At 69.8% G+C, this 24300-nt stretch carries 21 protein-coding genes; 16 read left to right on the top strand and 5 right to left on the bottom strand.

Annotated elements, in window-relative coordinates; genetic code table 11:
- Window positions 1-24 precede the first annotated feature (24 nt).
- The gene (locus CMO28_RS05090) at window positions 25-1437 is read left to right on the top strand and encodes a PLP-dependent aminotransferase family protein (RefSeq protein WP_296710615.1); all 1413 of its coding nucleotides are present in this window, start codon (window positions 25-27) and stop codon (window positions 1435-1437) included.
- A 9-nt stretch (window positions 1438-1446) separates the two neighbouring features.
- Here the strand turns inward: CMO28_RS05090 and CMO28_RS05085 are convergent, their stop codons facing one another.
- Window positions 1447-2622: a trans-sulfuration enzyme family protein gene (locus tag CMO28_RS05085; RefSeq protein ID WP_296710613.1), complete on the bottom strand. Its 1176-nt coding sequence runs from the start codon at window positions 2620-2622 to the stop codon at window positions 1447-1449.
- A gap of 64 nt (window positions 2623-2686) precedes the next feature.
- Here CMO28_RS05085 and CMO28_RS05080 point away from each other — a divergent pair, with 64 nt between their 5' ends.
- The 3 genes from CMO28_RS05080 to CMO28_RS05070 all read left to right on the top strand — a co-directional run bounded on the left by CMO28_RS05080 (window position 2687) and on the right by CMO28_RS05070 (window position 5177).
- Window positions 2687-3571: an AraC family transcriptional regulator gene (locus CMO28_RS05080; protein WP_296710612.1), complete on the top strand. Its 885-nt coding sequence runs from the start codon at window positions 2687-2689 to the stop codon at window positions 3569-3571.
- A gap of 116 nt (window positions 3572-3687) precedes the next feature.
- A complete protein-coding gene (locus tag CMO28_RS05075) occupies window positions 3688-4617 on the top strand; it encodes a pirin family protein (protein ID WP_296710609.1) in 930 nt (309 codons plus the stop codon).
- 119 nt (window positions 4618-4736) lie between these two features.
- Entirely contained in the window at window positions 4737-5177 is a 441-nt protein-coding gene (locus CMO28_RS05070; protein WP_296710607.1) for a DUF4149 domain-containing protein, read from the top strand.
- Here CMO28_RS05070 and CMO28_RS05065 read toward each other — a convergent pair.
- Entirely contained in the window at window positions 5143-5565 is a 423-nt protein-coding gene (locus tag CMO28_RS05065) for a thiol-disulfide oxidoreductase DCC family protein (RefSeq protein ID WP_296710606.1), read from the bottom strand. The two genes, CMO28_RS05070 and CMO28_RS05065, sit on opposite strands and share 35 nt — an antisense overlap.
- Window positions 5562-6848 (bottom strand): FAD-binding domain-containing protein, encoded by a 1287-nt coding sequence (locus tag CMO28_RS05060; RefSeq protein ID WP_296710604.1) that lies wholly within the window; start codon window positions 6846-6848, stop codon window positions 5562-5564. Before CMO28_RS05060 ends, CMO28_RS05065 begins: the two co-directional genes overlap by 4 nt.
- A gap of 203 nt (window positions 6849-7051) precedes the next feature.
- Between CMO28_RS05060 and CMO28_RS05055 the strand changes: the two genes are divergently transcribed.
- The 7 genes from CMO28_RS05055 (at window position 7052) to cas2 (ending at window position 15284) form a co-directional block, all read left to right on the top strand.
- Window positions 7052-9463, top strand: a complete 2412-nt coding sequence (locus CMO28_RS05055; RefSeq protein WP_296710601.1) for a CRISPR-associated endonuclease Cas3'' — start codon at window positions 7052-7054, stop codon at window positions 9461-9463.
- 201 nt (window positions 9464-9664) lie between these two features.
- Window positions 9665-10330 (top strand): type I-C CRISPR-associated protein Cas5c, encoded by a 666-nt coding sequence (gene cas5c, locus CMO28_RS05050; protein ID WP_296710909.1) that lies wholly within the window; start codon window positions 9665-9667, stop codon window positions 10328-10330.
- Complete coding sequence (gene cas8c, locus CMO28_RS05045) at window positions 10327-12234, top strand: type I-C CRISPR-associated protein Cas8c/Csd1 (RefSeq protein ID WP_296710596.1); 1908 nt, start codon at window positions 10327-10329, stop codon at window positions 12232-12234. The genes cas5c and cas8c overlap by 4 nt, the downstream gene beginning before the upstream one ends.
- 58 nt (window positions 12235-12292) lie before the next feature.
- Window positions 12293-13165: a type I-C CRISPR-associated protein Cas7/Csd2 gene (gene cas7c / locus CMO28_RS05040; RefSeq protein WP_296710593.1), complete on the top strand. Its 873-nt coding sequence runs from the start codon at window positions 12293-12295 to the stop codon at window positions 13163-13165.
- A gap of 32 nt (window positions 13166-13197) precedes the next feature.
- The gene (cas4, locus tag CMO28_RS05035) at window positions 13198-13860 is read left to right on the top strand and encodes a CRISPR-associated protein Cas4 (RefSeq protein WP_296710590.1); all 663 of its coding nucleotides are present in this window, start codon (window positions 13198-13200) and stop codon (window positions 13858-13860) included.
- Window positions 13857-14948: a type I-C CRISPR-associated endonuclease Cas1c gene (cas1c, locus tag CMO28_RS05030; protein ID WP_296710587.1), complete on the top strand. Its 1092-nt coding sequence runs from the start codon at window positions 13857-13859 to the stop codon at window positions 14946-14948. The genes cas4 and cas1c overlap by 4 nt, the downstream gene beginning before the upstream one ends.
- 45 nt (window positions 14949-14993) lie before the next feature.
- Window positions 14994-15284, top strand: coding sequence for a CRISPR-associated endonuclease Cas2 (cas2, locus tag CMO28_RS05025; RefSeq protein WP_014747982.1), 291 nt, complete (start codon window positions 14994-14996; stop codon window positions 15282-15284).
- Here cas2 and CMO28_RS05020 read toward each other — a convergent pair.
- Together CMO28_RS05020 and CMO28_RS05015 are read right to left on the bottom strand one after the other, a co-directional pair.
- Complete coding sequence (locus CMO28_RS05020) at window positions 15277-15414, bottom strand: hypothetical protein (protein ID WP_296710583.1); 138 nt, start codon at window positions 15412-15414, stop codon at window positions 15277-15279. The two genes, cas2 and CMO28_RS05020, sit on opposite strands and share 8 nt — an antisense overlap.
- On the bottom strand, window positions 15411-16118 hold the full coding sequence (locus tag CMO28_RS05015) for a TetR/AcrR family transcriptional regulator (RefSeq protein WP_296710580.1): 708 nt from the start codon (window positions 16116-16118) through the stop codon (window positions 15411-15413). The genes CMO28_RS05020 and CMO28_RS05015 overlap by 4 nt, the downstream gene beginning before the upstream one ends.
- 727 nt (window positions 16119-16845) lie before the next feature.
- On the opposite strand from CMO28_RS05015, the gene CMO28_RS05010 reads away from it, so the two are divergent.
- From CMO28_RS05010 to CMO28_RS04990, 5 genes are all read left to right on the top strand, one after another.
- On the top strand, window positions 16846-18345 hold the full coding sequence (locus CMO28_RS05010; protein ID WP_296710577.1) for a CoA-acylating methylmalonate-semialdehyde dehydrogenase: 1500 nt from the start codon (window positions 16846-16848) through the stop codon (window positions 18343-18345).
- 99 nt (window positions 18346-18444) lie between these two features.
- Entirely contained in the window at window positions 18445-19701 is a 1257-nt protein-coding gene (locus tag CMO28_RS05005; protein ID WP_296710575.1) for a Zn-dependent hydrolase, read from the top strand.
- A 166-nt stretch (window positions 19702-19867) separates the two neighbouring features.
- Window positions 19868-21241, top strand: a complete 1374-nt coding sequence (locus tag CMO28_RS05000) for an NAD(P)-dependent oxidoreductase (protein ID WP_296710572.1) — start codon at window positions 19868-19870, stop codon at window positions 21239-21241.
- A 27-nt stretch (window positions 21242-21268) separates the two neighbouring features.
- Window positions 21269-22570: an NAD-dependent dihydropyrimidine dehydrogenase subunit PreA gene (gene preA, locus CMO28_RS04995; protein ID WP_296710568.1), complete on the top strand. Its 1302-nt coding sequence runs from the start codon at window positions 21269-21271 to the stop codon at window positions 22568-22570.
- A gap of 200 nt (window positions 22571-22770) precedes the next feature.
- On the top strand, window positions 22771-24300 hold the full coding sequence (locus CMO28_RS04990; protein WP_296710567.1) for an NCS1 family nucleobase:cation symporter-1: 1530 nt from the start codon (window positions 22771-22773) through the stop codon (window positions 24298-24300).

The following is a 24300-nucleotide window of genomic DNA, read 5'->3' as shown; positions in this document are numbered from 1 at the left end:
AATGTCCGGTTCCGGAGAAAACAGGTGGGCCAGTTTGACGAGGACGGCATCGCCCGCCGGATCGTGGCGGCGATCCGGGCGCGGATCGACGAGGGGGTCTGGCAGCCGGGGGAGCGCCTGCCGTCGACCCGCAGTTTTGCGGCTGAATGGGGGGCGTCGCGCACCACCGTGACCGCCGCCTACGGCCAGCTGGTGGCCGAGGGCTACATCACCACCCGGCCGGGGGCGCGGGCCGAAGTGGCCGCGGGGCTGGGCCGGGACGTGGTGCCGGCGGCGCCCGAACCGGCCCCGCCGCGGCGGCTGTCGGCCTTTGCCCGGCGGCTTGCCGACATGCCGCCCCCGGCACCGGTACCGGCGTTCCGGATTGCGGATTTCCGCTATGGCGATCTGGCGGGGCGCGATTTTCCGGTGCTGGCCTGGCGGCGGGCGATGACCGCGGTGCTGCTGCGCCGCCCCGACCGGCTGGCCTATGGCGACCCGCAAGGGTCGCCGGCGCTCCGTCGGGTGCTGGCCGGGTATCTGTGGCGGGCCCGCGGCATTCGCTGCGGCCCCGACCGGATCATCGTGGTCAACGGTTCGCAACAGGCGCTGGATCTTGCGGCGCGGCTGCTGCTGGACCCGGGCGACCGCGTCGTGATCGAAAACCCGGGCTATCTGCTCGCCCGCCGCGCCTTTGCGGCGGCCGGCGGATTGGCAGTGCCGGTGCCGGTGGATGCCGAGGGGCTGAACACCGACCATCTGCCGCCCGCGCGTCTCGCCTATGTCACGCCCTCGCATCAGTTCCCTTTAGGGGGCGTGCTGTCGGTGGCACGGCGGCGGGCGCTGCTGGCCTGGGCCCGGGCGCAGACGGCGCTGATCATCGAGGACGACTATGACGGCGAATACCGCCACGACGTCGCGCCCGTGCCCGCCCTGCAGACGGCCGATCCGGCGCGGGTGATCTATGTCGGCACCCTGTCGAAAACGCTCTCGCCCACCCTGCGCCTGGGCTATCTGGTCGTGCCGGCCGATCTTGCCCCGGCCTTTGCCGAGGCCAAGCGGGTGACCGACCGGCACACCGCCCTGATCGAGCAGGAGGCCCTGGCCCAGCTGATGGAAAGCGGCGCCTACGAGGCCCATGTCCGGGCGATCCGCCGCCGCAATGCCGCCCGGCGCGCCGTGCTGCTGGATGCGCTGGCGGGGCTGCCGGTGCGGGTGGTGGGCGCCGCCACCGGCCTGCATCTGGTGGCCTGGCTGGACGGCGTGCCGGCCGGCCGCGAAGCCGCCGTGATTGCGGCCGCGGCGGCGGCCAGGGTGGGGCTCTATCCGGTCTCGGCCCTGTATGATCCGGCAGCCCCCCGGCCGGAGACGGCCGGGCTGATCCTCGGCTATGCCGGGCTCGACCCGGCGGCGATCCGGCGCGGGGTGGCGGTGCTGGCCCGGGTGCTGGGGTGCTGAAGGCGGCCCTCAGCCGAGGGCGGCATCCAGATCGGCGATGATCGCCGCCGGATCCTCGAAGCCCAGGCCCAGGCGGATCAACCCGTCGGGCAGGCCCGTCAGGGTCAGTTGGTCCGGCGTCATCATCGCCGACCACATCGCCGCCGGATGGACCGCGACCGTCATCGGCGTGCCGAAACTGGCCGAGCGGCGGATCAGCCGCAGCCGGGACATCATGGCCTCTGCGGCATTGAGCCCGCCGGCCACCTCGAAGGAGAGCAGGCCGCCGGCGCCGTCGGGCATCTGCCGGCGGGCCAGATCGCGCTGCGGGTGGCCGTCGAGGCCCGGGTAAAGAACGGCGGTGATCCGGGGATGCGCCGCCAGATGGCGGGCGACCGCAAGCGCCGTGGCGGTCTGGCGGGCGACCCGCATCGGCAGGGTGCGCAGGCCCCGGAGCACCAGCCAGGCGGCGAAGGGATCGGGCGTCGCCCCCAGCAGATGCGCCTCGTGCCAGACCCGTTCGACCAGCTCGGCGCGGCCGGTGACGATGCCGGCCGAGACGTCGCCATGGCCCGACAGATATTTGGTGGCGCTGTGCATCACCAGATCGATGCCGAAGCCGAGCGGCCGCTGGTTGAGCGGGGTGGCGATGGTGTTGTCGATCATGGTCAGGATGCCGCGGTCGCGCGCGAAGGCCGCCACACCGGCCAGATCGGTCAGCCGGAGCAGGGGGTTGGAGGGGCTTTCCAGCAGGATCAGCTTCGTGTTCGGACGAGCCGCCCGGGCGAAGGCGGCGGTGTCGTCCTGATCGACCAGATCGACGGTGATGCCCAGCCGCGGCGCCAGCCGGGTGAGCAGGCCAGTGGTGCCGCCATAGAGCAGACGCTGCGCCACGATGTGATCGCCCGCGCCTGCGAAGGCGAGCAGCACGGCCGTGATCGCCCCCATGCCCGAGGCGGTGGCGACCGCGGCCGTGCCGCCTTCGAGGGCGGCCACCGCCTGTTCCAGGGCGCGGGTGGTGGGGTTGCCGTAGCGGGTGTAGAAGCCCTCATGCATCGGCGTCGTCGCCATTCGGGTGAAACCCCAGGCATCCTCGGCAGAGAAGGCCGCCGTCTGATAGAGTGGCGGGGCGATCGGCACCGAGCCCTCGGGCAGGGTGACGGCGGCCTGCGACAGCAGGGTCCAGGGATCGGAATGCGGGAACATGGGCCAGAACCTCGATCGACAGCGGAAGACCTCTGCCGAGCCTAGCGATCCGGCGGGCCGGGTCTTGTCCGATCCTGCGCAGGGTTATGCCGGGCTGACCGACGGCGTGCGGCTGGTCGCCGCCGGGACGACCGGGGTGGAGGCCACCTTCGCCCGCCTGCGCCGACACCGCTTTCGCCCCCATACCCATGACACGCTGATGCTGGGGCTGATCGAGGCCGGGGTGAAGGAATTCCGCCGCGAACGGACCACCCATGCCGCCGCCCCCGGGCGGATCTCGGTGGTCGATCCGGGCGATCTGCACACCGGCAGCCGGGTGGTGGGCGACGAATTGCGCTATCGCGCACTCTATCTGCCCATGGCGCTGCTGACCGAGGCGGCGGCCGCGGCCGGCTTCGGCCCCGGCGGCGGCGTTGCCGGCGGCGATGCGCCCGAGGTGGGGTTCCGCTCTGCGGTGATCGAGGATGCCGGGCTGCATGCCCGGCTGATCGCCACCCATCAGGCGCTGTGCCGGCCCGAAACCCGGCTCGCCCGCGACGTGCTGCTGCGCGAGGCGGCGGTGATGCTGGTCGCCCGCCATGGCAGCGGCCGTGCGGCAAGGCGGGTGGCCACGGCCGCCACGCCCGAAATCGCCCGCGCACGGGCGCTGATCGAGGCCCGCTTCGCCGAAGACCTGCCGGTGACCGAGATCGCCGCCGCGGCCGGCCTCAGCCCCTGGCATCTGATGCGACAGTTCCGCCGGCTGGTGGGCCTGCCGATCCATGCCTATCAGATTCAGCTCAGGGTCGAGGCGGCGAAGCGCCTGCTGGCGGCGGGCTGCCCCACGGTTCAGGCGGCGCTGGAGACCGGCTTTGCCGACCAGGCCCATTTCAGCCGCCGTTTCAAGGATCTGGTCGGCGTGTCGCCGGCCGCCTGGGCCCGCGACCGGCGGGGGGTCATCGGTGCCTGAGCATTGGCGTTTGGTGCCCGCGCGTTGACACTGCGTCACCGCCGCCGGGACTATCGCGGCCGGGAGCTGCGGGCTAGCCTCAAGCCGATAACAGGCTTTGCGCGAGGACGGATCCCATGAGCAGGTTCGAGGACGAGATCGCAGCCGAGGCCGCCCCCGGCGGCTGCCCGGCGGTGGAGATGGTGATCCGCGGGCGGGTGCGGGATATCGGCGGGCTGAACGTCGCCCGGCTGCTGCCCTATGCGAAGCGGCGCGCGATCGGCCCCTTCGTGTTCTTCGACCGGATGGGGCCGGTCGGCTTTGCGCCCGGCACCGGGCTCGACGTGCCGCCGCATCCCCATATCGGCCTCGCGACGCTCACCTATCTGTTTCAGGGCGCCATCGTTCATCGCGACAGCCTGGGCACGGTCGCGACCATCCGGCCCGGGGCGGTGAACCTGATGACCGCCGGCCACGGCGTCGCCCATTCGGAACGCACCGCGCCCGAAGACCGGCCCGGGGGATCGGTGCTCGACGGGGTGCAGATCTGGCTGGCCCAGCCGAAACCCGAAGAGCAGGGCGCGCCCGGTTTCGCCCATCATGCCGCGGAAGACCTGCCCGAGCTGCGCATCGGCACCGGCATCACCCTGCGTGTGGTGACGGGAGAGGCCTATGGTGCGCGCTCGCCGGTCGCGGCGCCGGGCGGCGCGCTCTGCCTGGATCTGGCGCTGGAAGACGGCGCGGCACTTGAGGTACCGGATGCCGCACCGGAACGCGGGCTGGTGGTGATCGACGGCGCGGTTCTGATCGACGGCGAACCCCATGAGGCGGGCATGCTGGCGGTGCTGCGCGCGGGCAGCCGGCCGCGGCTTCAGGCCGCGGACGGCGCGGCGCGGGTGATGCTGATCGGCGGCCCGCCGCTGGATGGGCCGCGGTCGATGTGGTGGAACTTCGTCGCCAGCGATCCGGCGCTGATCGAGGATGCCAAACGCGATTGGGCCTCGGGCGATCCGCGCTTCCCGGCGGTGGCAGAGGAAAGCGATCGGCTGCCCCTGCCGCAGTACTGACCCTGCGATCGACCGATGGTGACACCGGCTTGTTCCCGGATGCTCGCAGAGGATCCGGGCCGTGCGGACCATATCTGAACAGGAGATCCCGACCCGCCGCAGCAGGAGAGAGCCCGCCCATGACCGATGTTTCCGGACTGATCGATGCACCAGGACTTGTGGCGCTCTATCTCTCGGCCGTCATGCTGGGGGCGATGGTGTTCTTCTCAGGCATCGTGGCGCCGACCGTGTTCACCACGCTGGAGCCGCAGCCGGCGGCCCGGCTGATCCGGCGGATCTTTCCGCGCTATTACCTGCTGATCATCCTGACCGGTTTCGTCACGGCACTTGCCGCGGCCTTCGCCGCACGCTGGCTGCCGGCGCTGCTCTTCACCCTGGTGGCGGCGCTTGGGCTGATCGCCCGCCACGGCATTCTGCCCGCAGTGCACCGCGCCCGCGATGCGGAGCTTGCCGGCGACCTTGCCGCCGGCCGCCGCTTCGCGCGGCTGCACCGGGCAAGCGTGATCCTGAACGTCGTCCAGCTGGTCATCGCGGCGGTGGGGTTCGGGCAGCTGGCCTGATGCCGCCCCTGGCCAGCCACTGCAGCTGCGGCCGGACCACCAGGAAGCCGCGATAGCCGATCTCCAGCAGCCAGGGCAGCGGCGGGATCCGCAGCAGCCGCGCCAGCCTGCGAAACCCCGGCAGCTGCTGCCAGAGGGTGAGCATGGCCCGGGCGCCCGTTTCCACCCGGCCGTCGGCGGTGATCAGATGCAGCCGCGCCATCGCCCGGCGCCGGTCGATGCCGGCGGGCAAAGGGCGGCCGTCTTCCGCCGAGACGTCCAGGAAGCCGACCTGGCCGTCTGATGCGAGGCGCCGGTAGAGCGCCACCTCGCGCGCGCAAAGCGGGCAGCTGCCGTCATGCAGCAGGGTGCAGGCGGGGGAAGGGGAAGGGACAGGGCGTTCCGTCATCGGCGGCTCTCGTTGGTGAGGCAGAGCTCTTCCGCCCCGCCTGAGAGGGCCAGCTCTACCAGCGGCGGCAGGCCCTTGCGGAAGCGGAAATAGCCATGGGATGCGCCGGCCGCGGTCGCGGCATCCCAGCGGCGCAGGCGGGTGGCGAGGTGCAGACCCGCCGCCTGCAGCCGCGGGATCAGCCGATCCACCACCATGGCGGCATGGCCGGCGGCCGGGTGCGGCAGCACGATCTGGCGGGCGCCGGCGGCGCGGGCGTCGTCGATCAGCGTCGCGGCCAGCGCCTCGGCCGTGGGCGCGCCGACCGGCAGCGCCGCGGGCCCGCCGGCCGCCACCAGCCGGGCAGCGGCATCGGCCAGCGCATCCCGGGCGAAAGCCGCGGCCGGCTCTGCGACCGGGCCGGCGACGGCGCGGAAGGGGGTGAGATCCAGCGCCACCGCGCCGCACATCTCCAGCCCGTCGAACAGGGTTTCGGGGCGGCCGTCATCCTCGGTCAGCACCAGCAGGGCGGGCAGGCGCGGATCGGCCGGGTATGGCCGCGGCACCGGACCGGCCGGCGGCGGCGGCGCCTCGTCCAGCGGCTCGGGGGGTTCGTTCAGTTGGCCGGCGGGGTTGAACCGCCCGTCGGTGAAGCCGTGAATGTTGGCGGCGCGGGCGGCATAGGCCTTGCCCCGGCTGTGCAGCCCGGCGACCTGGCGCCAGGACAGCGTGTTGGAGGCCGGATCGGCATCGATCAGCCGGCGCATGAACAGATCCGCCCCCAGCCGCCAGGGCAGGTTCAGCGTGAAGATCCAGATGCTGGCGAACCACATCCGGGCGTGATTGTGCAGATAGCCGGTCCGGGCCAGTTCCTGCGCCCAATGGTCGAAGCCGTCGATGCCGGTCCGCCCGGCTTCGGCCGCCTCCACCGCCGCCGCAAGCGCCGGATTGCGCACCAGCCCGGCCAGATCCTGCGCCACCCCCTGCCGCCAGGCCGCCCAGACCCCCGGCCGGCGGGCCAGCCAGCCCTTCCAGTAGCTGCGCCAGCCCACCTCCTCGACGAACTTCCCCGCCGCCGCCCCGTGCCGCCCGACCGCGGCGGCGATCACCTCGGCCTCGCTGACCAGGCGGTGGCGCAGAAAGGGCGAGAGCATCGACACATTGCCCCGCACCACCGCCGCCCCGCGATCATGATTGCGATCGCGGGCATAGGCGGTGCCGGCGCGCGGCAGAAACCCGTCCAGCCGCTGCAACCCGGCCGCCCGGCTGGCCTCGGGGAAAAGCGGCAACAGGGGAAGATCCATCCATCCGGCCTCGACATGTGGTCCCGGCGGTTCTACGTGGCCGGCGGCCGGTCGGATCCCCCGCCACAGGCGGCCGGGGTCTGTGCGAGCCCTCATTCTCCACGGGAATCGAGGCGCGACCATCCGCCCCACATCTCCGCCTTGCACGTGTGGTGATCGCATCGTAACCTGATGCCGTCCCATTCCCCGCATGCGGTCGTGACATGCCGTTTTATGCCCATTCGCTGAAGGACCAGCCCGAGACCGCGTGGCATCTGCTGGCCGATCATCTGCGGGCGGTGGGGGCTGGGGCGGGGGTGAGCGCGGCGCGGTTCGGGCAGGAGAGCATTGCCCGGGCGGCCGGGCTGCTGCATGACAGCGGCAAGTATTCCCCGGAATTTCAGGCGCGGCTGCGCGGGGATGTGTCCAAGGTCGATCATGCGACCTGGGGCGCACGGGTGATGTCCGAGATGATCCGCGACCGCGCCGGCGGGCTGGCCGGGCGTCTGCCCGGGGCGCAGGCGGTGCTCTATGCCGTGGCGGGGCATCATGCCGGGCTGGCGGATTTCGAGGATCAGGGCGTTGGCGACCGCGGCAGCCTGCGGGAGCGGGTCGAGAAGAAGTCGCTCGACGATGCCTCGGCCTGGAAAGACGAGATCACGCCGCCCGAACCGGATGAGAGCTGGCGCCACCTGCCGCCGCCGCGGCCGGGGGAGGCGCCCGACGACCGCGCCGGGTTCCGCTTCGCGGTGATGACCCGGATGGTGTTCTCGTGCCTGGTGGATGCCGATTACGCCGACACCGCCGCCTTCCATGCCGCCGCCGAGGGCCGGGAAGATCCGGAGGCGGGGTTCGAGGCTGCGCCGATGGCGGTGCTGCGGGGGCGGGTGGACGGGTTCATCGACGGTCTTGCCGCCGATGCTGCGGCCAGGGCCGCCGGGCAGGCGGGGGCGGAGCGGGTGGTGGCCGCCCGCGCGGAGGTGCTGGCCGATTGTCGGGCGGCGGCATCGACGGGGCAGGGCGTGTTCTCGCTCTCGGTGCCGACCGGCGGCGGCAAGACTTTGGCCTCGCTCGCCTTCGCGCTGGCCCATGCCGAGGCGCACGGGCTCGACCGGGTGATCATCGTCATCCCCTATACCTCGATCATCGAGCAGACCGCCGGGGTGATCCGCAAGGCGCTGGGGGCCGATCTGGCCGATCAGGTGCTGGAACATCACAGTGCCTTCGACACCGAAGCCGATCTGGACCGCCGCAACATCCCGCCGGACGCACGGGAACGCTGGCAGGGCCGCGACAAGCTGCGCCGGGCGATGGAGCGCTGGAACCGGCCGATCATCGTCACCACCGCGGTGCAGTTCCTGGAAAGCCTGTTCTCCGACCGCCCGGCGCGCTGCCGCAAATTGCAGGCGATCCCGCGATCGGTGGTGATCCTGGACGAGGCGCATATGATGCCCCGCGGCCTGCTGCGCCCGACGGTCGCGATGCTCGACGAACTGGCGGCGAATTACCGGGTGACGGTGGTGCTGGCGACGGCGACGCAGCCGGTGCTGGTGGCGCCCGACGACACTGCGGAGGTCGTGGACGAATACGCCCAGGTGTTCGGGCTGAAGGGCGGATTTCGGGCGGTGCGCGAGATCGTCTCCGATCCCTCGGCCCTGCATGACCGGCTGGCGCGGGTGCGCGTGCAGGAGGCGGGCGTTCTGGACGATGCCGGGGTGATCGCGCGGCTGACGACCGGCCCCCGGGCGCTGGCCGTGGTCGATCCCCGCCTCCATGCCCGGCGGCTCTACGAGAGGCTGGCGGCCGCGGCGCCCGAGGGGGCGTTCCACCTCTCCGCCCTGATGACCGCCGCCCATCGCAGCCGGCGGCTGGACGAGATCCGCGCCCGGCTGGCGGCGGGCGACACCTGCCGGATCGTCTCCACCACCGTCATCGAATGCGGGGTGGATATCGACCTGCCGATGGTGCTGCGCGCCGCCGCCGGCTTCGATTCGATCGCCCAGGCCGCGGGGCGCTGCAACCGCGAGGGCCGGCTGGGCCGGGAGGGGGTGGTCGAGGTTTTCACCCCTGCCGACCCGGCCGACCAGCCCAGACGACTGGCCCAGGCCCTGGCGGCGGCGGCCGTGGCGCGCGGGCGGATGGTCGAGGATCGGATCGACGACCCGCTCTCGCCCGAGGCCATGCGGCTGTATTTCGATGCGCTGTTCTGGCAGGCGCTCGACATGCTGGATGCCGAAAACATCATGGCGCTGCACGACAGCCCGCGCCGCCTCGCCATCCCCTTCACCACCGTCGCCGAACGATACCGGATCATCGAAGACGGCATGCTGCCGCTGATCATCCCGACCACGCCCGAGGCTGAAGCCTGCGTGGCGGCGCTGGATGCCGCCGACCCGTCCGCCCTCGACCGCTTCGGTGGTGCTGGCGGGGCCGCACGGCTGCTGCAACGTCATGTCGTGACCCTGCCGCCGTGGATCCGGAAGATGCTGGTGGAGGCAAGTGCGGCGCATGTGGTGGGTGGGGAGCGGTATGGGGAGCAGTTCATGGTTCTGACCAACCCCAGCCTGTACCGCGAGGATGTCGGGCTTGTTTGGGAGGAGCCGGCGTTCGTCGCGGTGGAGAGATTGGTTTTCTGATAGTTTCAAGATTGCCAGAAATAGCGCTTGACGATCATCAGGCGGATAAGAAAAATTGTGAACACAAAATGATTGTGTCGACCGGTGCGGCTATTCCGGTCGCGGATTGAAACTGGCAATCTTGGAAGACGGTCACCCGGGGGCCGGCCGTGTCGGCCCCCAACGACCCGTCATGTCTTCTCCCTGGGAAAGGTGAGGATGATGGCTTTCGGCGTTCGGCTCCACGTCACCGGGCCGCGTGCACTCTACACACGCCCGGAGATGAAGGTGGAGCGCGTGTCATATGATGTTATGACACCTTCTGCCGCACGTGGGATCATCGAGGCGATCCACTGGAAGCCGGCAGTCCGCTGGCAGATCGACCGGATCATCGTGCTCAACCCGATCCGTTTCGAGACGATCCGGCGCAACGAGGTCGGCTCGAAGATCGCGGCCGGGGTGGTCAAGCGGGCGCGGGCGGCCGGGAGTACCGCGGGTGTCTATACCATCGTCGAGGAAGACCGCCAGCAGCGCGCCTCGGTGGTGCTGCGCGATGTGGCCTATATCATCGAGGCCCATTTCGAGCTGACGGCAGCGGCGGGGCCGTCGGACAATGAGGGCAAGCATCTCGACATCTTCAACCGGCGGCTGGCGCGCGGGCAGTGCTATCAGCAGCCCTGCCTCGGCACCCGTGAATTCGCCGCCGATTTCGGGCCGGTGGAGGGGGAACCGGTGCCGCATGCGGATCTGGCCGGCACGCGGGATCTGGGCTGGATGCTTTATGACATCGACTATGCCCATGGCATGCAGCCGCGTTTCTTCCGGGCGCGGATGGTCGACGGCGTGATCACGGTGCCGCCGCCGCAGTCGGATGAGGTGGTGTCGTGATCCTGCAGCAGCTGGCCGAGTATTACGACCGCCGGATCGAGGGCGGGGATACCGATCTTCCCGAAGAGGGGATGTCGGAACAGGCGATCGATGCCGCGGTCGATCTGGAGCGGTTCCAGCCGGGCGGTGTGCCGCCGGTGCTGCTGCTGGGCGACCGCAGCGGCAAAAAACCGAAACCGCTGCGTATGACCGTGCCGGCGGCGATCAAACGTACCTCGGGCGTGGCGGCCAATTTCCTCTGGGATAAATCCGCCTATGTGCTGGGCGTGAAGCGCGCCGGTAAGACGCCGGATGCCGGTGTGGTGGCGGCCGAGAAGGAGTTCGAGGCCTTCCGGCAGCTGCATACCGAGGCGCTGGCAGGGACCGAGGACCGCGCCCTGCTCAAGCTGCTGGAATTTCTGGAGGACTGGACGCCGGAACGGGCGGTGGCGGCGGTCGAGACCGGCGAAATTCCGATCGAAGCTGTGGACGGCAATCTCATTTTCCGCTTCGGCCGCGGCACCGTGCGCGATCTGCACCGCTTCCGGGCGGCCCGGGCTGCCTGGGCAGCACGACGCGAAGCGGTGGCGGGGGCAGCCGGGCGTTGCCTGGTCAGCGGCATCGTGGCCCCGATCGCCAAGCTGCACCCCTCGATCAAGGGCGTGCGGGGCGCGCAGATCGGTGGTGCCTCCCTGGTCTCGTTCAATCTGAGTGCCTTCACCTCCTTCGGCAAGGAACAGGGGGCGAATGCGCCGATCTCGGAACGGGTCGCCTTCGCCTATGGCGCGGTGCTGAACAAGCTGCTGGCGCCGGATGGCGCGCATCGGGTGCAGATCGGCGATGCGACCACGGTGTTCTGGACCGACGCCCCCAACCCCGCCGACGACACCGCAAGCCGCGTGCTCGCCAATGCCGTCTCCCCGGCCTATGGGCTGATGGACCAGGACGCGGGTGCGGAGGCCGACGAGGCGGGCGAGGACGGCACCGCGAAGAAGCCCAAGATCGACCTGAAGATGAGCGACGAGGAGGCGAAGCGGGTCCGCACCGCGCTCTCGGCGCTCGCCCGCGGGCGGACGATGGGTGAGGCGATCTCGGCGGATCTCCACCCCGATACCCGTCTCTGGGTGCTGGGGCTGGCGCCCAACGCCGCCCGGCTGGCACTGCGCTTCTGGTACGAAGACCGGCTGGGCGATGCGGTCGACCATGTCCGCCAGCACTGGCACGACCTCCGCCTCGACCCCGGCATCGATCCGGGGCGGCCGGTGTCGGTCTATGCGCTGCTGAAGGCCCTGGCGCCGCAGGGCAAGCTCGACAACCTGCCGCCGAAGCTGGGCGGCGACATCATGCGGGCGGTGCTGAGCGGCCGCCCGTACCCCGCGAACATGGCGGCGCTGGCGCTGATGCGCATCCGCGCCGACGGAGAGATTTCCGCCCTGAGGGTCGCCATGCTCAAGGCCTGGCTGCTCCGGCGGTCGGGCAAGGAACCTCTGGAGAGGGAGGGCGATCTCGTGAGTCTGGATCCTGCCGAAACCAATACCGGCTACCGGCTGGGGCGGCTGTTTGCCGTGCTGGAGAACCTTCAGCGGGCGGCGCTGCCGGGGCTGAACGCCACCATCCGCGACCGGTTCTATGGCGCGGCCTCGGCAACGCCCGGGTCGATCTTCCCGGTGCTGATGCGGGGCAGTACCCATCACGCGGCGAAGCTGCGCAAGGATCGCGGCGGTCTCGCCCACTGGTACGACACCACCATCGCCGAGGTCGTGGACGGCCTGCCCTCGAACCTGCCGCGCCATCTGGGGGTGGAGGATCAGGGCCGGTTTGCGATCGGCTATTTCCACCAGCGTCAGGCGATGATGACCCGTGCCCCGGCCGAGGTGAAGGCCGCGGAGGCCGGCGAACCGGCCGTGATCGGCGACGACGCCTGATCGCCGCATCGCCCTGTTTTCAGGATATGAGCCCCGTCTTCGAAAGCGCCCGTTTCCCATGACCGCGATCAGCAACCGCTATGATTTCGTCTATCTCTTCGACGTCACCAACGGCAACCCCAATGGCGACCCGGATGCCGGCAACCTGCCGCGGCTCGACCCCGAGACCAATCAGGGGCTGGTGACCGATGTCAGCCTGAAGCGCAAGGTGCGCAATTTCGTCGACATGGTCGCCGGCAACACGCCCGGCCACGAGATTTACATGCGGGAGCGCTCGTATCTGAACGAGCAGCACGAGAGGGCCTACAAGGCGCTCGACATCAAATCCGAGCCGAAGAAGCTGCCGAAGAAAGAGGAGGAGGAACGCGCGGTGACCGCCTGGATGTGCGCCAATTTCTTCGACATCCGCACCTTCGGCGCGGTGATGACCACCGAGACGAACACCGGCCAGGTTCGCGGCCCGGTGCAGCTGACCTTCGCGACCTCCATCGACCCGATCATGCCGCTCGAAATCTCGATCACCCGCATGGCCGCGACCAAGGAAGAGCCGGGCAAGAACGACATCCGCACCATGGGCCGCAAGCATATCGTGCCCTATGGCCTCTATCGCGCCCATGGCTTCATCAGTGCCCATCTGGCGGGACGGACCGGCTTTTCGGACGACGACCTCGCCTTGTTCTGGGCGGCGCTGCAGAACATGTTCGACCACGACCGCTCGGCCGCACGCGGGGAGATGACCGCGCGCGAACTGGTGGTGTTCCGGCATGACAGCGCCATCGGCAACGCCCCGGCGCACAAGCTGTTCAAGCGCGTGACCGTCACCCGCGCCACCCCCGACGAGGCCCGCCCGCCGCGCAGCTTCGACGACTACCGCGTGGAGGTGGACACCGCCGGGCTGCCCGAGGGGATTACGGTGGAGCGGATGATCTGATCCGCCGACATAATCCGGGGGGGGGCGCAGCGATGACGGACGAGGCCGACGCCCCCTCCCTGCCGATCTCGGGGCTGCAGCACTGGATGGTCTGCCCGCGCCAGTTCGCCCTCATCCATGTCGAGCGGATCTGGGCCGAGAATGCCCTCACCGCCGAGGGCCGGGTGGCGCATGAGGCGGTGGACCGGGGCACGGCCGAGGCGCGCAAGGGCGTGAAGCGGGTGACGTCGCTGGCGCTGGTCTGTCGCGATCCGCCGCTGCACGGTGTGGCCGATGTGGTCGAGTTGACCATCGAGCGGCGCCGGGTGGTGGCGGCCCTGCCGGTGGAGCACAAGCTCGGCCGGCCCAAGGCCCATCGGGCCGACGAGGTCCAGCTCTGCGCCCAGGCGCTGGCGCTGGAAGAGATGTTCGGACTGACGGTGCCCGAAGGGGCGCTGTTCTATGGCCGGACCCGCCGGCGGCTGGCGGTGATGTTCGACGACGACTTGCGCGCGCTGACCCGCCGCATCGCCGCCGAGGCCGCCACCTGCCTGGCCGCGGGGCAGACACCGCCCGCGGTCTATGACCGCAAGCGCTGTGATGCCTGCTCGCTGATCGACACCTGCCGGCCGAAGGCGCTCGCCCGTGGCCGGGCGGTCGCCGGCTGGATCGACGCCCGGCTCGGCAGCGATGCCGATGGGGAGGGGGAGCCGTGAAGCGTTATCTCAACACGCTCTATGTCACCACCCAGGATGCCTGGGTGGTGAAGGACGGCGCCAATCTCGTGGTCCGGCTCGATCAGGCGGAAATCGGCCGGGTGCCGATGCATCTGCTGGGGGCCGTGGTCGGGATCGGCCTGGTCAGCTTCACCGCGCCGCTGCTCGCCGCCTGCGCCGAAGCCGGGATCACGGTCAGCATGCTTGACCGCAACGGCCGGTTTCAGGCGCGGGTGGAAGGGCCGGTTTCGGGCAATGTGCTGCTGCGCCGCGCCCAGTATCGCGCGGCCGACGACCCCGACCGCGCGGCGGATCTGGCCGCCTCTCTGCTCACCGCCAAGCTCGACGGTCAGCGGGCGGTGCTGAGGCGCGGCCTGCGCGACCATGGCGAGACCATGGACGCGGCTGCCCGCGACCGGCTGACGGCGGGCGAGGCGGCGATCGGCGATGCGCTGCGCCGGGTGCGGGCGCTGGCTGCCCCCACCTCCGATCCCGATGCCGCGCGGGATGATCCCCCTGCCATGATCCGGCTCGACCGGCTGCGCGGCATCGAGGGCGAGGCGGCGGCGCGCTATTTCGAGGCTTTCGGCGCCCTGATCCGCAGCGACGAGCCGGCCATGCAGTTCGCCGGGCGAAACCGCCGGCCGCCGCGCGACCCGGTGAATGCGCTGCTCTCCTTCCTCTATGTCCTGCTGACCCATGATTGCCGTTCGGCGCTGGAAAGCGTGGGGCTGGATCCGGCGGTGGGCTTCCTGCACCGCGACCGGCCCGGACGGCCGGGTCTGGCGCTGGATCTGATGGAGGAATTCCGCCCGCGCCTGGCCGATCGGCTGGCGCTCACCCTGATCAACCGGCGGGAACTCGGGGCGAAGGATTTTGTACGCGATGCGGCCGGCGGTGTCACCATCCGCGACGAGGCCCGCAAGCGCGTGCTGGTCGCCTGGGCCGAGCGCAAGCGCGAGACCGCCACCCATCCCTATCTGGGCGAAAGCGCCGCCCTGGGGCTGATGCCGCATCTTCAGTCCCTGCTGCTGGCCCGCACCCTGCGCGGCGACCTGGATGCCTACCCGCCCTGGCTGCCGCGCTGACCGTCTCCCCCGCTCCACGCCGCCCGCATCAGGGAGATCCCGCCGATGATGGTCCTGGTCAGCTACGACGTCCGCACCGACACGGCCGCCGGCCGCCGCCGCCTGCGCCGCGTGGCCCGGGCGGTGAAGGATTTCGGCCAGCGCGTTCAGTATTCGGTGTTCGAATGCGACGTCGACCCGGCCCAGTGGACCCTGCTCCGCGCCCGCCTGATCGCCGAAATCGACCCCGACCAGGACAGCCTGCGCTTCTATCGCCTGGGCGCCAACTGGCGCCCCAAGGTCGAACATGTCGGCGCCAAACCCGCCACCGATTTCGACGCGCCGCTGATCATCTGAACGGCCCGGTCAAGATTGCGGGCAAGCCGGCCGCGTAGCGGCTGCGGCCCTCGGTTCCGGCGATCATAACGGCCTGGAAGCGGGGCATGATCTCATCCGCGGCGATGCAGGCGACGATCCCGCCGCTCATGCCGCCGTCCCCTTCGAGGTGCCGGCATCCGCCGCATCCCGCCGGTCCAGTGCGCCGATGCCCTTGACGATGATCCGGGTGATCTGTTCGGCCGCGCGGTCGAATTCGGCGCGGGGCAGGCGGTCGCGGTCGAGCACCGCCTGGATCTGGCACGAGAAATCGGCGTAATGCTGGGTGACCGCCCAGATCATGAACAGCAGGTGGTAGGGGTCGACCGGGTCGATGCGGCCCTGGGCGACCCAGCGGTCGATATCGGCGGCGCGCGTGGCGGCCCAGTTGCGCAGCGTCGTGCGCAAATAGACCATCAGCTGCGGCGCGCCGTGGATGATCTCGTTCGCGAACACTTTCGAGGCGGCAGGCCGGGTGCGCGACAGCTCCATCTTGGCGCGGACGTAATGGTCGATCGCCTCCACCGGGTCATCGCTGATGCCGAAGCGGTCGGCGGCTTCGAACCACTCGGTGACGATGCTCTCCAGCACGCGGGCGTAGAGCTGGTTCTTGGTGCGGAAATAGTAGTGCAGATTGGCCTTGGGCACGCCGGCGCGTTCGGCGATCGCCGCCGTGCTGGCGCCGCGGAAGCCCATCTCGGCAAAAACCTCTTCCGCCGCCGCCAGGATGGCGACGGTGTTCTCCTCGCGGATCTGGGCCTTGCGCGGCAGGGGCTGCCGGGGGGATTCAGGGGCAGGTCCGGCGGGGTCGGGCATCGATCGGGGGCGTCCTTGGGCAGAAGATGGAGGTGGGGCGGGGCGCAGAGGCATGGGAGGCGGGCACGGGAGGCCGGGTTGGCATGGGAGGTAATGGCACACCGGTCGCGCGATGCGGACCGATCTGTCGAAACCCGTTCAGGACATCTTGACCGCTTGGTCAGGATACGTCTAACCTGTTCTTCAGGCGATGAAGATCGAGAACGATCACATCGCTCCCGGGACCGGTGAAGCGCCCCCCGCGCTCATCGTTCCAGGATCAGGAAGACAGAGGCCGCGTCAAGCGGCCCGGTGAGGGCGAGCACCGGTGGGAGAGACCCGGCGCCGTCTGACAGTGGAGCAGTATGGCCGAGCCGAGCGGGCGTGTGGACACCCTCCACCCGTTTCGACCGATATGCCGGGAGGCCCTTTGAGAATGACCAGCTTCGACTGACCCATCTTCGGATGCCCCATGCCGGGTGATCCGCCTGCGGGATGATCGTCACCCCTGACCCGTCCGGGCCGGGCCGTGTCGTCGTTTCCGGCGGTTGCCATCCGCCGCATGGCCCCTATGCCCCGACGCCCGCTTTCCGTCTGCGGCCTGCCCGCGACGCGACGGGAGAGTCGTGCCCTGAGCCCCGAGAGCGGCCCGTGCCGGCCGGCCCGTCTTACGACAGCCCCCCCGCAAACCTTCCGCCCGGCAGCGTTCAGCCGCCCGGGCGGCCCCGAGAGGACGAAAGACCATCCCATGTCCCGGACCATCGAGCATCTGATCGGCGGCGCGCGCGTCGCCCCCGAAGGCCCCCGCCGCAGCCCGGTCTTCAACCCCGCGACCGGCGAGCAGACGGCCGGGCTTGGCCTTGCGACCCGGGCCGAGGTGGAACGCGCGATCGGCGTGGCGGCAGAGGCCTTCCCGGCCTGGGCGGCGACCCCGCCGGCCAAGCGTGGCCGGATCATGTTCCGCTTCAAGGAACTGCTCGATGCCCGTGCCGACGAGATCGCCCGCGCGATCAGCGCCGAACACGGCAAGACCCATGCCGATGCGCTGGGCGAGGTGGCCCGCGGGATCGAGGTGGTGGAATTCGCCTGCGGCATCCCGCAGCTGCTGAAGGGCGAATACAGCCGCAATGTCGGCCCGGCGATCGACAGTTTCGATGTCCGCGAGCCGCTGGGCGTGGTCGCCGGCATCACGCCGTTCAACTTCCCGGCCATGGTGCCGCTGTGGATGTTCCCGCTGGCGATCGCCGCCGGCAACACCTTCATCCTGAAGCCGTCGGAGAAAGACCCGAGTGCGGCGCTGCTGGTGGCCGAAATCGCGCATGAGGCCGGCCTGCCGGCGGGCGTGCTGAACGTCGTCCATGGCGACAAGGAAGCCGTCGACGTGCTGCTGACCGATCCGCGGATCGAGGCGGTGAGCTTCGTGGGCTCCACCCCCATCGCCGAATATGTCTATGCGACCGGCACCGCGGCCGGCAAGCGGGTCCAGGCGCTGGGCGGCGCCAAGAACCACATGGTCATCCTGCCCGATGCCGATCTGGACCAGGCGGTGGATGCGCTGATGGGGGCCGGCTACGGCTCGGCGGGTGAGCGCTGCATGGCGATTTCAGTGGCCGTGCCGGTGGGCGAAGAGACCGCCGACCGGCTGGTCGAAAAGCTGATCCCGCGGGTGGAAGCGCTGAAGGTCGGCCCCGCCACCGACAGCGCCGCCGAAATGGGGCCGCTGATTTCCGACATCCATGCCCGCAAGGTGCGCGGCTATATCGACAGGGGCGTGGAAGAGGGCGCGAAGCTGCTGGTCGACGGCCGCAATTTCCGCCTGCAGGGCTATGAGAACGGCTATTTCGTCGGCGGCACCCTGTTCGACCGGGTGACGACCGACATGACCATCTACCGCGAAGAGATCTTCGGCCCGGTGCTGTCGGTGGTGCGCAGCGGGTCTTACGAAGACGCGGTGGGCATGATCAACGCTCATGAATACGGCAACGGCACCGCGCTCTTCACCCGCGACGGCGATGCGGCCCGCGACTTCGTGAGCCGGGTCCGGATCGGCATGGTCGGTGTCAACGTGCCGCTGCCGGTGCCGGTCGCCTATCACAGCTTCGGCGGCTGGAAGCGCTCGCTCTTCGGCGCCCATCACATCTACGGGCCGGAAGGGGTGAAGTTCTACACCCGCCTCAAGACCGTCACCCAGCGCTGGCCGACCGGCATCCGCGCCGGTGCGCAGTTCAACTTTCCGACGATGGGATGAGCGGGCACGGCAGATCCGATGCCGCCGCCCATGCGGCACGGGTGTAGACTCATCTCATCGCATCGTATTCGAGACACAGGATCAGGGGACGATCACACCATGTCGAACATCCGGATCAACGGCGAGCGGCTCTGGGACAGCCTGATGGAGATGGCCAGGATCGGTGCCACCGAAAAGGGCGGCGTCTGCCGTCTGGCGCTGACCGATCTGGACCGCCAGGGCCGCGATCTGTTCGTGAAATGGGCGAAGGAGGCGGGCTGCACCATCTCGGTGGACAGGATGGGCAACATCTTCGCCCGCCGCGAAGGCCGCAACCCGTCGCTGCCGCCGGTGATGACCGGCAGCCATCTGGACAGCCAGCCGACCGGCGGCCGTTTCGACGGCGTCTATGGCGTGCTGGCGGGTCTTGAGGTGCTGCGCACGCTCAACGACCTCAATTACGAGACCGAGGCGCCGGTCGAGGTGGCGGTCTGGACCAATGAGGAAGGCTCGCGCTTCGCGCCGGCCATGGTGGCGTCGGGTGTGTTCGCGGGCGTGTTCGACCTGGATTACGGCCTCAGCCGCGCCGACCTGGACGGCAAGACCATGGGCCAGGAGCTGGAGCGGATCGGCTATGCCGGCGATCAGCCGGTGGGCAAGCCGGTCGGCGCCTATTTCGAGGCCCATATCGAACAGGGCCCGATCCTGGAGGCCGAGGGCAAGACCATCGGCATCGTCACCCACGCCCAGGGCCAGCGCTGGTACGAGGTGGTGCTGACCGGCCAGGAGGCCCATGCCGGCCCGACCCCGATGCCGATCCGCCGCGACGCCCTGCTGGGGGCGGCGAAGATCGTTCAGGCGGTCAACCGGATCGGTCTCGACAATGCACCGGTCGCCTGCGCGACGGTGGGGCTGATGCAGGTTCATCCCAACAGCCGCAACGTCATCCCGGGCCGGGTGTTCTTCACCATCGACCTGCGCCACCCCGATGACGAGGTGCTCTCGAAGATGGATCGCGAGCTGCGCGCCGCCATCGACGAGGTGGTGGCCGACGGCAGGCTGGAGGCGAAGGTCGAGCAGATCTTCTACTACGCGCCGGTGCCGTTCGAAGAGGGCTGCGTCAACGCCGTGCGCGCCGCCACCGCGGCCGCGGGCTTCAGCAACCGCGACATCGTCTCGGGCGCCGGCCACGACGCCTGCTATCTGGCGAAGGTCGCCCCCACGGGCATGATCTTCATCCCCTGCATCGACGGCATCAGCCACAACGAGATCGAGGACGCCAAGCCCGAATGGGTCGCGGCCGGCGCCGAAGTGCTGCTGGGCGCAATGCTGGAACGGGCCAATGCCGGATCGGGGGCCGCCGCCGACGCGGCCTGATGCGGCGCTTCTTCCCAGGACGTGACGACCCCCTGCGGCGCCCGTATGTGCCGCAGGGGCAACGGACCGGCGGACCTGCGAAGGGCGGGGGTGGTTCCACCATCTCCATCCTTGGTTGAGAGAGCCCCGGCCGACAACCAATGACAGACGAAGGACGAGCTTCATCATGGACGAGACGGGTGACATCCGGGCCGGCCGTCTGCCGGCGGAAGACCTCGGCCGGAACTTCCTCGATGCCCATCCGCCGCTGCATGGGCGGGCGGCACTGGTCGAGGCGAGCCGCTGCCATTTCTGCTGGGACGCGCCCTGCGTGAAGGCGTGCCCCACCTCCATCGACATCCCGAGTTTCATTCGCAAGATCGCGACCGACAACATGAAGGGGGCCGCGACCGATATCCTGTCGGCCAACATCATGGGCGGCATGTGCGCCCGGGTCTGCCCGACCGAAATCCTGTGCGAACAGGCCTGCGTGCGCCACGACCAGGACGACAAGCCGGTCGAGATCGGCCTGCTGCAGCGCCACGCCACCGAATGGGTCTATGGCAGCGACACCACGCCGGCAACCCAGCTGTTCCGGCGGGCCGCCCCCAGCGGCCGGCGGGTGGCTGTCGTGGGCGGCGGCCCGGCGGGGCTGTCCTGCGCCCATCGGCTGGCCATGCTGGGCCATGACGTCACGGTGTTCGAGGCGCGCGAGAAGCTGGGCGGGCTCAATGAATACGGCATCGCCGCCTATAAGACGGTCGATGATTTCGCCGCCCGCGAGGTCGCCTGGATCCTGTCGATCGGCGGCATCGAGGTGAAGACCGGCCAGATGCTGGGCCGTGACATCACCCTGGATCAGCTGCGTGCCGACTATGATGCGGTGTTCCTGGGCCTCGGCCTCGGCGCGGTGCGCGCCCTGGGCGCCGAGGGCGAGAGGCTGGCGGGGGTGGAGCCCGCGGTCGATTTCATCGCCCGGCTGCGCCAGGCCGACGATCTGTCCACCCTGCCGGTCGGCCGTCAGGTGGTGGTGATCGGTGGCGGCAACACCGCGGTCGATGCGGCGGTGCAGTCGAAGAAGCTGGGCGCCGAAGACGTGACCATGGTCTATCGCCGCGGCACCGAACAGATGAGCGCCACGCCGGTGGAGCAGGATTTCGCCCGGTCGAACGGCGTGGTGCTGCGCACCTGGATGCGGCCGGTGAAGGTTCATGGGGCCGATGGCCGGGTGACGGGGGTGGAATTCGCCTATACCCGCGCCGGCGATGACGGCCGGGCGGTGGATACCGGCGAGACCCGGCTGATCGCCGCCGATCAGGTGCTGCTGGCGATCGGTCAGGTGCTGCTGCCCGACGGCTTCGGCGGCGCGGCGGTGCTGGAGATGACCGGCGATCGCATCGCCGTCGATGCCGGCTTCGCCACTTCGCTTGCCGGCGTCTGGGCCGGTGGCGACTGCGTCGCCGACGGCATCGACCTGACCGTTCAGGCGGTGGAGCACGGCAAGCAGGCGGCACTGTCGATCGATGCCGCCTTCGCCGCCGCCCAGGGCCGCGCGGCCTGACCCCGAATTTCGGAAGGATATCCCGTCATGGCCGACCTTTCCTGCGACATCGCCGGCATCCGCTCTCCCAATCCGTTCTGGCTGGCCTCGGCCCCACCGACCGACAAGGAATACAACGTCGTCCGCGCCTTCGAGGCCGGCTGGGGCGGCGTGGTCTGGAAGACGCTGGGCATCGACCCGCCGGTGGTGAACGTGTCCTCGCGCTATGGCGCGGTGTCGTATAACGGCCAGCGCATCGCCGGCCTGAACAATATCGAGCTGATCACCGACCGGCCGCTGGCGGTGAACCTGGAAGAGATTGCGCGGGTGAAGCGCAACTGGCCCGACCGCGCGGTCGTGGTCTCGCTGATGGTGCCGTGCAACGAGGCCGACTGGGCGTATATCCTGCCGATGGTCGAAGAGACCGGCTGCGACGGGCTGGAGCTGAATTTCGGCTGCCCCCACGGCATGTCGGAACGCGGCATGGGCGCGGCGGTCGGCCAGGTGCCGGAATATGTCGAGATGGTCACCCGCTGGGTGAAGAAGCATTCGCGCCTGCCGACCATCGTGAAGCTGACCCCCAACATCACCGATGTCCGCCAGTCGGCGCGGGCGGCGAAGAATGGCGGCGCCGATGCGGTGTCGCTGATCAACACCATCAATTCGATCGTCTCGGTCGATCTGGACGTGATGGCGCCGACGCCGACGGTGGACGGCAAGGGCACCCATGGCGGCTATTGCGGCCCGGCGGTGAAGCCGATCGCGCTCAACATGGTGGCCGAAATCGCCCGCGATGCCGCGACCCGCGGCCTGCCGATTTCGGGCATCGGCGGCGTGCAGTCCTGGCGGGATGCGGCGGAATTCATCGCACTCGGCTGCGGCGGGGTGCAGGTCTGCACCGCCGCGATGCATTACGGCTTTCGCATCGTCCGCGACATGATCGACGGGCTGAACAACTGGATGGACGAGAAGGGCTATGCCCGGATCGACGACTTCCGCGGCATGGCGGTGCCGAACGTCACCGACTGGCAGTTCCTGAACCTGAAATACGACATCAAGGCGCGGATCGACCAGGACAAGTGCATCAAATGCGGCCTCTGCCACATCGCCTGCGAGGATACCTCGCACCAGGCGATCACGGCGGAGAAGGACGGCGCGCGCTATTTCGACGTGGTCGACAGCGAATGCGTCGGCTGCAATCTGTGCATGCTGGCCTGCCCGGTGGACAACTGCATCACCATGGAACGGGTGGATGCCGGCACCGAATACCTGAACTGGACCCAGCACCCCAACAACCCGATGGCGAAGCCCGCCGCCGGCACGCCCGAGACGGTCGACGCAGCCGAGTGAGGGCCGGGGGCGAGTGACGGCCGACGAAGGGGGCAAGCTTCCCCGAAACCGGTGCAGATTATAAGAACAGGCAGGACGAACACGGGACCACCGGCAGCCATGCCCCCGCATCCCCGTCACACCCCCGCGTCCGCGCGCGACGGAGGATGGCAAGGGGGCGGGCTGCCGGCGATCCCATGCCCGGGAGGATGAGAGATCCCATGTCGGATCGCATGGAGTACGGTGCTGCCGCGCGCGGTGCGGCCCCGAAATCGAGCGCGGCGCAGTCTGCCGCATCACGGCGTGCCGTCGCGCACGATCCCGCCCTCTGGAACGAGGATCTGGCGCCGACCACGGCCGATCAGCGCAGCTGGGACTGGCCGTCGATCGCAGCCCTCTGGGTCGGCATGGTGGTCTGCGTGCCGACCTATATGATCGCCGCCGGCCTGGTGTCGGAAGGCATGAGCTGGTGGCAGGCGGTCACCACCGTGCTGGTCGGCAATCTGATCGTGCTGGCGCCGATGATGGCGGTGGGCCATGCCGGCGCGAAGCACGGCATCCCCTTCCCGGTGCTGCTCAGGGCATCCTTCGGCACCCGCGGCGCCCGGCTGCCGGCGCTGATGCGCGGCCTGGTCGCCTGTGGCTGGTTCGGCATCAACACCTGGGTCGGCGGCCAGGCGATCTATGTCATCCTGAATGCCGTCACCGGCGGCGGCGTCACCGGCGCGCCCCTGCCGGGGCTGGGCATCGATATCGCCCAGCTGCTGTGCTTCCTGGCCTTCTGGGGCCTGCATCTCTGGTTCGTGGCCAAGGGCACCGAATCCATCCGCTGGCTGGAAAAGGCCGCGGCTCCGGTGCTGCTGGCCATGGGGCTGGCGCTGCTGGGCTGGGCCTATGTCAATGCGGGCGGTTTCGGCGCCATGTTCTCGCAGCCCTCGGCCTTCGGCCCCGGCGGTGCCAAAGAAGGGCAGTTCTGGTCGGTCTTCTGGCCCGGCCTCACCGCCATGGTCGGCTTCTGGGCGACGATGGCGCTGAACATCCCCGATTTCACCCGCTTCGCCCGCAGCCAGCGTGACCAGTTCCTGGGCCAGGCGATCGGCCTGCCGCTGCCGATGGCGCTGTTCGCCTTCATCGGCGTCGCCGTCACCTCGGCCACCGTGGTGATCTATGGCGAGGCGGTCTGGGACCCCGTGGCGCTGGCCGGCCGCATGGGCGGCATGGGCGTGGTGCTGGCGCTGTTCGCCCTGCTGGTGGCGACGCTGACCACCAACATCGCCGCCAATATGGTGGCGCCCGCCAACGGCTTTTCCAATCTGGCGCCGGCGAAGATTTCGTTCAGGATGGGTGGCTACATCACCGCCGCCATCGGCATCGCGATGTTTCCCTGGAAGCTGATGGAGAGCGCGGGCGATTATCTGTTCGTCTGGCTGGTGGGCTATTCGGCGCTGTTGGGCCCCATCGCCGGGCTGCTGATCGCGGACTATTTCTTCCTGCGCCGCACGCGGCTGGACATCGACGGGCTGTTCTCGTCCGACGGCCCCTATACCTATAAGAGTGGCTGGAACCCGGCCGCCATCATCGCGCTGGTGCTGGGCATCCTGCCCAACCTGCCGGGCTTTCTGTCCAAGGCCGGCATCATCGGCGCGGTGGCCCCGTTCTGGACCGATCTTTACGGCTATGCCTGGTTCGTCGGGCTTGCCGTCTCGGCCGCGGTCTATCTGGTGCTGATGCGCGGCCGCACCGCAGACTGA

The organism is Tistrella sp., from assembly GCF_002684955.1.
GTDB classification, from domain to species: Bacteria; Pseudomonadota; Alphaproteobacteria; order Tistrellales; family Tistrellaceae; genus Tistrella; species Tistrella mobilis.
This window is presented reverse-complemented; position numbering and strand designations above follow the sequence as displayed.